The sequence below is a fragment of the Mesorhizobium sp. M7A.F.Ca.CA.004.12.1.1 genome, assembly GCF_003997835.1.
In the GTDB taxonomy this organism is placed as follows: Bacteria; Pseudomonadota; Alphaproteobacteria; order Rhizobiales; family Rhizobiaceae; genus Mesorhizobium.
Genome location: NZ_RZRK01000138.1, coordinates 1 through 10241 on the forward strand (window position 1 = coordinate 1; position 10241 = coordinate 10241).

9 protein-coding genes are annotated in these 10241 nt (G+C 63.5%); all 9 read left to right on the forward strand.

Going from position 1 to position 10241, the window contains the following annotated elements; translation table 11 throughout:
- The coding region (gene ssuD / locus EN984_RS10010) for an alkanesulfonate monooxygenase (RefSeq protein ID WP_127383723.1) at nt 1-941 on the forward strand (941 nt) is incomplete at its 5' end.
- Nucleotides 938-2398: an FAD/NAD(P)-binding protein gene (locus EN984_RS10015; protein ID WP_127271922.1), complete on the forward strand. Its 1461-nt coding sequence runs from the start codon at nt 938-940 to the stop codon at nt 2396-2398. The genes ssuD and EN984_RS10015, both read left to right, overlap by 4 nt.
- A 166-nt stretch (nt 2399-2564) precedes the next feature.
- Nucleotides 2565-3668 carry a dimethylsulfone monooxygenase SfnG gene (gene sfnG / locus EN984_RS10020; RefSeq protein ID WP_127270760.1) on the forward strand — a complete coding sequence of 368 codons (1104 nt, stop codon included), beginning with the start codon at nt 2565-2567 and terminating at the stop codon, nt 3666-3668.
- A 112-nt stretch (nt 3669-3780) separates the two neighbouring features.
- Entirely contained in the window at nt 3781-4716 is a 936-nt protein-coding gene (locus EN984_RS10025; RefSeq protein WP_127270762.1) for an ABC transporter ATP-binding protein, read from the forward strand.
- The gene (locus EN984_RS10030; protein WP_127271920.1) at nt 4713-5612 is read left to right on the forward strand and encodes a branched-chain amino acid ABC transporter permease; all 900 of its coding nucleotides are present in this window, start codon (nt 4713-4715) and stop codon (nt 5610-5612) included. The genes EN984_RS10025 and EN984_RS10030 overlap by 4 nt, the downstream gene beginning before the upstream one ends.
- A gap of 3 nt (nt 5613-5615) precedes the next feature.
- Nucleotides 5616-6536: a branched-chain amino acid ABC transporter permease gene (locus tag EN984_RS10035; protein WP_127383724.1), complete on the forward strand. Its 921-nt coding sequence runs from the start codon at nt 5616-5618 to the stop codon at nt 6534-6536.
- Nucleotides 6537-6618: 82 nt separating this feature from the next.
- The gene (locus EN984_RS10040; RefSeq protein WP_127383725.1) at nt 6619-7956 is read left to right on the forward strand and encodes an ABC transporter substrate-binding protein; all 1338 of its coding nucleotides are present in this window, start codon (nt 6619-6621) and stop codon (nt 7954-7956) included.
- Nucleotides 7957-8035: 79 nt separating this feature from the next.
- Nucleotides 8036-8842 carry an ABC transporter ATP-binding protein gene (locus EN984_RS10045; RefSeq protein WP_127269595.1) on the forward strand — a complete coding sequence of 269 codons (807 nt, stop codon included), beginning with the start codon at nt 8036-8038 and terminating at the stop codon, nt 8840-8842.
- Nucleotides 8843-8866: 24 nt separating this feature from the next.
- Nucleotides 8867-10114: an SfnB family sulfur acquisition oxidoreductase gene (locus tag EN984_RS10050; protein WP_127269596.1), complete on the forward strand. Its 1248-nt coding sequence runs from the start codon at nt 8867-8869 to the stop codon at nt 10112-10114.
- Nucleotides 10115-10241: the final 127 nt, after the last annotated feature.

The following is a 10241-nucleotide window of genomic DNA, read 5'->3' on the forward strand; positions in this document are numbered from 1 at the left end:
TGCGTTTCCTTGTCGCCGTGCGCCCCGGTTTGCAGTCGCCGACGCTCGCCGCGCGCATGACTGCGACGCTGGATCGCATCTCCAATGGCCGCCTGCTGATCAACGTCGTCACCGGCGGCGATCCGCTGGAGAACAAGGGCGACGGCATTTTCCTGTCGCATGCCGAGCGCTACGAGGTGACGCAGGAATTCCTTCGGATCTACAAGCGGGTGCTGAGCGGCGAGACGGTCGAGCATGAGGGCAAGCATTTCCGCATCGAGGATGGAAGGCTGCTGTTTCCGCCGGTGCAGACACCCTATCCCCCGCTCTACTTCGGCGGCTCGTCCGATGCCGGGTCGACTGTGGCAGCGCAGGAGATCGACAAATATTTGACCTGGGGCGAGCCGCCAGCCGATGTCGAGCGCAAGCTGGACGGCATGCGTGAACTGGCGCAGAAGGCTGGCCGCAAGCTCTCCTTCGGCATTAGGCTGCATGTCATCGTCCGCGAAACCACCGAGGAGGCTTGGGCCGCGGCCGACAGGCTGATCAGCCGGCTCGACGATGCGACGATCGCCTCGGCGCAGAAGGTCTTTGCCCGCATGGATTCGGTCGGCCAGGCGCGGATGAGCGCATTGCATGGCGGCAATCGCGCCAAGCTCGAGATCGCGCCCAATCTGTGGGCCGGCGTCGGCCTGGTGCGCGGCGGCGCAGGGACCGCACTTGTCGGCGATCCCGACACGATCGCCGAGCGCATCGACGAGTACCGGCGCCTCGGTATCGATACCTTCATCCTTTCCGGCTATCCGCATCTCGAAGAAGCCTATCGCTTCGGCGAGCTGGTGCTGCCGAAACTGCCGACCGACCATCTGGTCAAGGCAGCCGGCTCTTCCGTAAACACCGGTCCGTTCGGCGAAACCATCGCCGGCGACCACCGGCCGAAGTCGCTCGCCAGCGCCTCGTGAACTTGCTTCCTGCGTCCTCGCGGTTGCGCGTCGCCATTATCGGCGGCGGCTTTTCCGGCGCCGCGGTGGCGTGGCACCTGGCGCAAATGCCTCGACCGGAGCGCATTTCCATTTCCGTGATCGAGCCACGACCGGTTCTTGGCGGTGGCCTTGCCTATTCCAGCGAGGAACCGTCTCATCGGGTTAATGTTCCCGCGATCAGGATGAGCATGGCTCCCGACGACCCGCAGCATTTTGCACGCTGGTTGACTGGCAGCGGAGAACTCGAACACGACCCGGACGCCATCTGGAAGAACGGCGACGCTTTTCCGCGCCGGCGTGTGTTCGGTCGCTACGTCGCCGAGCATCTGGCGCCGTATCTCGGTTCCGGCCTTGTCCGTCATGCCGAAGGTCTCGCCATACGCGTGACGCGCGATGCCAGTGGCGCGGGCTGGACCGTGCATACGTCCAGTGGGTTGGTCGCTGCCGATATCGTCGTCCTGGCAGCGACGCACCCACAGCCCGCGATTCCAGCCGCGCTGATCCATCTGACGGAAGCACCGGGTTTCATCGCCGACCCGTACGCACCAGCGGCGCTTGCCGGGATTGGTCCGGAGGCGTCGGTGCTGATCGTCGGCTCCGGGCTGACCTCTGCCGACATGGTCGCCGAACTCGACCGTCGTGGCCATCGCGGCCGCATCCTCGCGCTGTCGCGCCGCGGCTTACGCTCGCGCGGACACCCCGATGTCAGGGGCGAGCCTTTTGGCGATTTTGCATCCGCGCCGGCCACGACGGCGCTCGGCCTGCTCAGGGCCATTCGCGCGACGCTGACAGCTGCGAGAGCGGCCAATGTCAACTGGCAGTCGGTCTTCGACCAACTGCGCCTGCAGGGGCCGGTGCTGTGGGCCGCACTTGCCCCGCCGGAGCGGGCAAGGCTGGTCCGCCGGCTGCGCGTGTTCTGGGACGTGCATCGCTTCAGGATCGCTCCGCAGGTGGCGGCGGTGCTCGACCGGCGTCATGCGGCCGGAACATTCGACACCATTGCCGCCAGGCTTGTCGCGTCGAACGATGAGGACGGCAGCCTGGCTGTCAGCTTTCAACGACGCGGGCAGACACGGATCGAGACGACGCGCTTCGATGCCGTCATCAACACTACGGGTCCGGCTCATGGGCAGGCATTACAGCTGAACCCGGCGCTGAGCTCGCTGGCGGAAGCCGGCTTGATCAGGACGGACCAATATGGACTTGGCATCGAGACAAGTCTCGACAGCCGCGCAATCGGCTCGGACGGTGAGGCGGTTGCGACACTCCTGGTCGCCGGCCCGCTGGCAAGAGGCACTTTCGGCGAGCTCATGGGTCTGCCGGAAGTCGCCCGCCATGCCCAGGCGGTCGCGGGGGAAATTGCCAAGCTGCTGGTTACGCTGCCGTCAGCGCAGGCGATCGGCGCCCATGCCGCGCATGGACCTCTTGCGGGCTGACATCTGCAGGCCGGGTTCGGCAGCGAAAATTGGTATTTCCGCCCCAAGAGTGCCCCAAAAACGGAAAATCCTTCTTTGTATATTTATTCTATAAACATAATAAATATCGGCGAAGTCCGGCTGCGGCCGGATCGATCAATGACACGGCCTGAATGGGAGACATTTCATGGCACACGCAGAGACCGACGCGATCAAGTTTGCCTACTGGGTGCCGAATGTTTCGGGCGGCCTGGTGATCTCCAACATCGAGCAGCGCACCAACCATTCGGCCGAGTATAACCGCAAGCTGGCGCAGATCGCCGAGAGGTCCGGCTTCGACTACGCGCTCAGCCAGATCCGTTTCACCGCTGGCTACGGCGCCGACGAACAGCATGAATCGGTGGCGTTCAGCCATGATCTGCTGGCGGCGACCACCACGCTCAAGGTCATCGCCGCGATCCTGCCCGGGCCATGGAACCCGGCGCTGGCGGCCAAGCAGATCGCCACCATCAGCTACCTGACCAACGGCCGCGTCGCGATCAATCTTGTCTCCGGCTGGTTCCGCGGCGAGTTCCACGCCATTGGCGAGCATTGGCTCGACCATGACGAGCGCTACCGCCGCTCGGAAGAATTCATTCGTGCGCTGCGCGGAATATGGACTGAAGACAGCTTCACCTTCCGTGGTGATTTCTACCGCTTCAACGAATATTCGCTGAAGCCGAAGCCGCCGCAGCCGCTGCCCGAAATCTTCCAGGGTGGCTCGTCGCGCGCCGCACGCGACATGGCATCACGGGTTTCGGACTGGTACTTCACCAACGGCAACACGCCGGCTGAAATCGCCAAGCAGGTCGACGACCTCAGGGCCAAGGCGAAGGCCAACAACCATTCCGTCAAGGTCGGCGTCAACGCTTTCGCTGTCGTTCGCGAGACCGAGGAGGAGGCCAAGACGGTGCTCGCCGAAATCATCGCCAAGGCCAATCCCGAAGCGGTCAATGCTTTCGGCCATGAGGTCAAGAACGCCGGTAAGGCCTCGCCGGAAGGTGAGGGCAATTGGGCGAAATCGTCCTTCGACGACCTGGTCCAGTACAATGACGGCTTCCGCTCCAACCTGATCGGCACCCCCAGGCAGGTCGCTCAACGCGTCGTCGACCTGAAGCGCGCGGGTGCGGATCTCATCCTGCTCGGTTTCCTGCACTTCCAGGAAGAGGTCGAGTATTTCGGCAAGCATGTCATCCCACTCGTTCGCGAACTGGAAGATGCCGAGGCGGCGGCGTCGCTGGCGGCGGAGTAGTCACCCCATAGGCACGCCGGGCAGGCGCCGGCCTGCACACATGAAGCTTGCCCGGCGCGCTGATCCGTCGGGCGGCAATAGGATTTTGCGCGCCTAATCGAGGACGATTGGAATGCCGTTGCCCAGTTATACGCTCGGAGTGATGGACGCTTCGGTCTATGCGCCGGAAGTCTTTGCACGCGGCTTGCCGTCAGGCCTGCGGTTGGAGCAGTCGTTCGAAGATGCCGCCTGGCCGGCAGGGTCCGTTGCCGACGCCGCCTCTCCCTTGCTCGCGCTTCAGGGCATAAGCCTGTCGTTTGGCGGCGTCGTCGCACTTGCCGATATCGACCTGTCGGTTCTACCAGGCGAGATCCGTGCCATCATCGGCCCTAACGGGGCCGGCAAGAGCTCGCTGATCAACGTCATCAGCGGCGTCTACAGGCCGGATCGTGGCCATGTCCAGCTCGACGGTACCTTCTATGCCCAGGTCCCGACGCAGCGGCTGGCCCATCTCGGCGTCGCCAGAACCTTCCAGAACCTTGCACTGTTCAAGGGCCTCAGCGTCCTCGACAATATCGCCTCTGGCCTTGCCTACAAGGTTCGCTCCAACTTTGCCGGCCAGGTGCTCGGCATCGGCCGCTCGCGTGGCGAGCAGCGCGATTCACGCAGCCGTGCCGAACAGGTCCTCGAATTCCTCCATCTCACCGCCATTCGCGACCGTCTTGTCGGCACCTTGCCTTATGGGCTGCAGAAGCGTGTCGAATTGGCCCGCGCTCTGGTGGCCGAGCCGCGCCTGCTTTTGCTCGACGAGCCGATGGCCGGCATGACAGCGAGCGAAAAGAGCGAGATGGCGGCTTTCGTCCGTGCCGCGCGCGATCGTTTCGCCACCACCGTGGTGTTGATCGAGCACGATGTCGGCGTCGTCATGGGTCTGTCCGATCGAATCGCCGTCCTCGACTACGGCCGCAAGATCGCCGACGCCACGCCCGATGAAGTCAGGAACGACCAGCGCGTCATCGATGCTTATCTCGGCGTCGCCTCGGACAATGAAGACGGGGCAGGCATATGATCGCCGGTTTCGACTACCAGTTCTTCATCGAAGTGCTCGTCGGAGGCCTGCTCTCAGGCGTCATGTATTCGCTTGTCGCGATCGGCTTCGTGCTCATCTACAAGACCTCGGGCGTGCTCAATTTCGCGCAAGGCGCGATGCTGCTGTTTGCGGCACTCACCTTCGTCAGCCTTGTCGAGCGCGGCATTCCCTTCGCGCTGGCGCTGGTGGTCACCTTCGCCATCATGGTGGCGATCGGCATCGCCATCGAGCGCACGGTGCTCAGGCCACTGACCAACAAGCCGCCGATCACCCTGTTCATGGCGACGCTTGGCCTGTCCTACATCATCGAAGGCGCTGCCCAGCTGATCTGGGGCACGCAGGTCCACGGCCTCGATCTCGGCATCGAGGATGTGCCGCTGGAAATCGGCGGCGTGCTGATCAGCCAGTTCGATATTTTCGCGGCCGTGGTTGCTTCCGGCATGGTCCTCTTGCTGTCGCTGTTCTTCCGCTACACCCGCATCGGCCTCTCCTTCCGCGCAGTCGCCGACGATCAGTTCGCGGCACTCGCGGTCGGCCTCAGGCTACCCCTGATCTGGGCCACTGTATGGGCCGCCGCCGGCCTCGTCGCGCTGGTGGCCGGACTGCTGTGGGGCGCACGCCTCGGCGTGCAGTTCTCGCTGTCGCTGGTGGTGCTCAAGGCGCTGCCGGTGCTGGTGCTCGGCGGTTTCGATTCCATCCTCGGCGCCATCGTCGGCGGCCTCTTGATCGGCGCCAGCGAGAAGCTCGCCGAAGTCTATATCGGCGACTATTTCGGCGGCGGCATAGAGAGCTGGTTTGCCTATGTCGTCGCGCTCGTCTTCCTGCTGATCCGCCCTTCCGGCCTGTTCGGCCAGAAGCTCGTCGAGAGGATCTGAACGATGACCGCGATAACAAGCGATTTCGCCGCTGCGCCGGTGCTGCCGAAATGGGTCGTGCCCGTGCTTTTGCTCGCTTTCGCTTACGGCGTCGTGCCGCTGATCGGCTCAAGCTATCTGTTCGAGGCCATCCTGCTGCCTTTCCTGGCGCTCAGCCTTGCCGGCGTGGGCTTGAACATCCTGACCGGCATAGTGGCGGCCGCGATAGGCGTCGTTTTCGGCCTGCCGAGCCTGCGCCTGAAGGGTTTTTATCTCGCGGTTTCGACCCTTGCCGCGCAGTTCTTCGTGCAATGGGCGTTGACCAAGTTCAGCTGGTTTTCCAACAACTCGGCGTCCGGCGTCATCGACGCGCCGAGACTGTCGATTTCAGGTTTCGCGCTCGACGGCGCCATCGGCCGCTATTTGTTCGCGCTGACCATCGTCACGGTGCTGACCTTCCTTGCCTATAGGCTGGCCTCGTCGCAGACCGGGCGCAACTTCATCGCCATCCGCGACAATGAAACCGCCGCCCGCATCATCGGCATTCCGGTGCTGAAGACCAAGCTTCTGGCCTTCGCCATCTCGTCCTTCATCATTGGCGTTGCCGGCGTCATCTGGGCCTTCGCCTATCTCAGAACCGTCGAGCCGGACGGCTTCGATCTCGACCGGTCGTTCCAGATCCTGTTCATCATCATCATCGGTGGTCTGGCTTCGATCCGCGGCGCCTTCTTCGGCGCCGCCCTCATCGTGGTCTTTCCACTCGCTCTGTCGCGCCTCGGCGGCTTCCTGCTTGGCGATCTCTTCGACTCGGGCGTGCTCGACATGAGCCAGCGCATCGTGCTGGGCGCGCTCATCATCCTGTTTCTGATCCTTGAACCCGACGGGCTGGCGGCGCTGTGGGACAGGGTCCGAAGACGGCTCCTGTTCGCCTGGCAGTCGACTTGAGCTGATGCATTGAAAATGAATCCAATCCGAAAATGAACAAGGGGCCGAACCCAAGACGGCCCATACCGGGAGTATCTCGACCATGACTTTCCTCAGCACAATCAAGGCGGCGGCGCTGTCCGCGGCGATGATCGTGTCGGTGGCCTTACCGGCCGCGCACGCCGACGAACAGTATTTTCCGCTGCAGAGCTATCGCGTCGGGCCTTATGCGGCCGGCGGCACCGGCTTCTTCGGCGGTTTCATCGACTATCTCAACCTCATCAACATCCGTGACGGCGGCGTCAACGGCGTCAAACTGACTTGGGACGAATGCGAGACCCAGTATGAGGTCGAGCGTGGTGTCGAATGCTATGAGCGGCAGAAGAGCCATGCCGGTGCCGCCGCCTGGAACCCGCTCTCGGTCGGCATCGCCTATGCCATGATCGATCGCATCACCGCCGACAAGGTGCCGCTGATCACCGTCAATCACGGCCGAACCGATTCTACAGATGGGCGCGTTTTCCCCTACGTCTTCCCTCTGCTGCTCAATCCCTACAGTGAGACATCAGGCATCGTGAACTACATCGCCTCCAAGGAAGGCGGCATCGACAGACTGAAGGGCAAGAAGATCGTCGTGCTCTATCACGGGTCGCCCTACGGCAAGGAAACCAACCCGATCTATGAATTGCTGGCGCAGAAATACGGCTTCACCGTGCAGCAGATCGAGGTGCCGCATCCCGGCAACGAGCAGCAGTCGCAGTGGCTGACCATCCGTCGCGCCAAGCCGGATTTCGTCGTCCTGCGCGGCTGGGGCGTGATGAACCCGGTGGCGCTGAAGACGGCGGTCAAGGTCGGCTTCCCCGTCGACCATATCGTCGGCAATGTCTGGTCGAATTCCGAAGAGGACGTGATCCCCGCCGGCGACGCCGCCAAGGGCTACACCGCCATCACCACGCAGGCTTCCGGCAACTCCTACCCGGTGGTGCAGGAGATCGTGAAGACGGTCTATGGCGCCGGCAAGGGTAACCTTGAAGACAAGGCGCGCATCGGCTCGGTCTACCACAATCTCGGCATCGTCAACGGCATCCTCAATGTCGAGGCGATCCGGGTCGCGCAGGAGAAGTTCGGCCATCGCGCGCTGACCGGCGACGAGGTCCGCTGGGGCTTCGAGCATCTCAAGCTCGATCCGGCCAAGGTCGAGGCGCTCGGCGCCAAGGACCTGTTCCACTCGATCAATGTCAGCTGGGACAATCACGAAGGCGAAGGCTACGTGACCTTCCAGCAGTGGGACGGCAGGAAGTGGAACGTCGTCTCCGACTGGATCGCGCCGGACTGGGCGCTGCTGCGGCCGATCATCGAGAAGTCCGCCGAGGCCTACGCCGCCGAGAAGGGCATCAAGCTGCGTACCGCCGACGATGCCAATGCTGTGACCACCAACTGATCAGTCAGTGCCGGGCGTCGCGGACCAAGTTTCCGTGGCGCCCGACCTGTTCGGTTTTTGAACCGCGAAAGAACAGCCTATGCCGAACGATGACGTCATTCTTGCCGTGGACGCGGTCCATGCCACCTACAACCACGCCATCACGGCGCTGCACGGCGTCAGCTTTGAGCTCAGGCGCGGTCAGATCCTGGCGTTGCTCGGAGCCAATGGCGCCGGGAAGACCACGACGCTGAAGGCCGTCTCCAACCTGCTGCCGGCGGAACGTGGCCAGGTCAATGCCGGCACCATCCGCTATGAAGGGTCCGATGTCTCGCGCCGCAAACCGGGTGATCTGGTGCGCGCCGGGCTGGTCCAGGTGCTGGAAGGCCGCCACTGCTTCAAAAGCCTCACCGTCGAGGAGAATCTGATCGCCGGCGGCATCGGCCGCAGCGGGAGCCGCGCCGAGATCAATCAAGACCTCGAGCGGATCTACGGCTATTTCCCGCGCCTCAGGGAGAAGCGCCGGACATTGTCCGGCCTGACCTCCGGCGGTGAACAGCAGATGACCGCCATCGGCCGGGCGCTGATGTCGCGACCGCGTTTGCTGGTTCTCGACGAACCGTCGATGGGACTCGCCCCGCTCATCGTCCAGGACATCTTCCAGAGCTTGAAAAAACTCAACCGTGAGACCGGCCTGTCGATCCTGGTTGCCGAGCAGAACTCGGCAGTCGCGCTCAGATACGCCGACCACGCCACCGTGCTCGAAAACGGCGTTTCCGTGCTCGCTGGCGCTGCCGCCGAACTTCGCCAGCGCGAGGACATCAGAGCCTTCTATCTCGGTCAATCAACCCCCGGGCAACAGGTGTCACCCGCCACCAAGCCCGCCCATCTCCACGCCGTTGCCTGAGCCAAAATCCCAAGGAGCAGTGAAATGACCGTTTCGACCGTCAAAACCGACAAGGCTTCCGCCGCCGTGCCGCCAGTCGCAAGACCGACCGCGCCAGCGCACATCATCAAGGACGATGCGGAGGCGATTGCGATTGCCCACGCGCTCGCCGCCGAATTCGTCAAGGATTCCTCCCGACGCGATCGCGAGCGGATCTGGCCGGTCGCCGAACTCGATGCCTTTTCGCAAAGCGGCCTTTGGTCGATCAATGTACCAAAGGCATTCGGTGGGCCGGAGGTGTCATATGCGACGCTGGCGAAGGTGATCGAGATCATCTCGGCGGCGGATTCCTCGATCGGCCAGGTTGCCCAGAACCATCTCGGCGTTGTAGCCGCCATCCGCACCGTGGCCGACGCGGACCAGCAGAAGCTGCTGTTTGCCGAAGCGTTGAAAGGCACGCGGTTCGGCAACGCCTTTTCCGAGTTCGGCTCCAAGCGCGCCGCCGATTTTGAGACCCGCTTCACCGATGCCGGCGATCATGTGGTTGTCAGCGGCCGCAAATTCTATTCGTCCGGCGCGCTGCTTGCCCACCTGGTGCCGATCGTGGCGCTCGATGACGAGGGCCGCGCCTGGTATGCGATCGCCGACCGCGGCGCACCCGGACTGACCGTCATCGACGACTGGTCGAGCTTTGGCCAGCGCACGACGCTGTCCGGCACCGTCATCATCGACAACGTCAAGTTGCCGAAGACGCATCTGGTACCCGGCTACAAGGGCTACGACAGGCCGACCGCCGACGGCGCCATCTTCCAGATCATCCAGGTGGCGGTCGACACCGGCATCGCCCAGGCGGCGATCGACGAGACCGTCAGCTTCGTCAGGACCAAAAGCCGCGCCTGGATCGACAGCGGCGTCGACAACGCCTGGGACGATCCCTACACCATTCAGGCCATCGGCGACCTGACGCTGCGCCTGCACGCGGCGCAGGCGCTGCTGGAGAAGGCCGGCCTGGCGATCGACCGGGCAGTGGCCGAGCCGACCGCCGACACGGTCGCGCATGCGCAGATCGTCACCGCCGAGGCAAAAATCCTGTCGACCGAGATCGCCATCGCCGCGACCAACAAGCTGTTCGAACTGGCAGGCACACGCTCGACCCTGGCCGAACACAATCTCGACCGGCATTGGCGCAATGCCCGCACGCACACGCTGCACGATCCGGTGCGCTGGAAATATTCGATCCTCGGCAAATATTTCCTCAACGGCGAAAATCCGCCGCTGCACGCCTGGAGCTGATCTCCCACCGGCGGGCGGGACGGCCCGCCACGTCAAACCTTCGACCATCCAAGAGGCTCACTGCCATGTCAAATCCAACAGTCGTCGGCTTTTCCGGCCACATCACCCGGCCGTCAAACACGCGCGC

Coding starts and splice junctions, on each gene's coding strand:
- EN984_RS10025 (WP_127270762.1), top strand. CDS start 3,781: ATGCCGTTGCCCAGTTATACGCTCGGAGTGATGGACGCTTCGGTCTAT.
- EN984_RS10030 (WP_127271920.1), top strand. CDS start 4,713: ATGATCGCCGGTTTCGACTACCAGTTCTTCATCGAAGTGCTCGTCGGA.
- sfnG (WP_127270760.1), top strand. CDS start 2,565: ATGGCACACGCAGAGACCGACGCGATCAAGTTTGCCTACTGGGTGCCG.
- EN984_RS10040 (WP_127383725.1), top strand. CDS start 6,619: ATGACTTTCCTCAGCACAATCAAGGCGGCGGCGCTGTCCGCGGCGATG.
- EN984_RS10035 (WP_127383724.1), top strand. CDS start 5,616: ATGACCGCGATAACAAGCGATTTCGCCGCTGCGCCGGTGCTGCCGAAA.
- EN984_RS10045 (WP_127269595.1), top strand. CDS start 8,036: ATGCCGAACGATGACGTCATTCTTGCCGTGGACGCGGTCCATGCCACC.
- EN984_RS10050 (WP_127269596.1), top strand. CDS start 8,867: ATGACCGTTTCGACCGTCAAAACCGACAAGGCTTCCGCCGCCGTGCCG.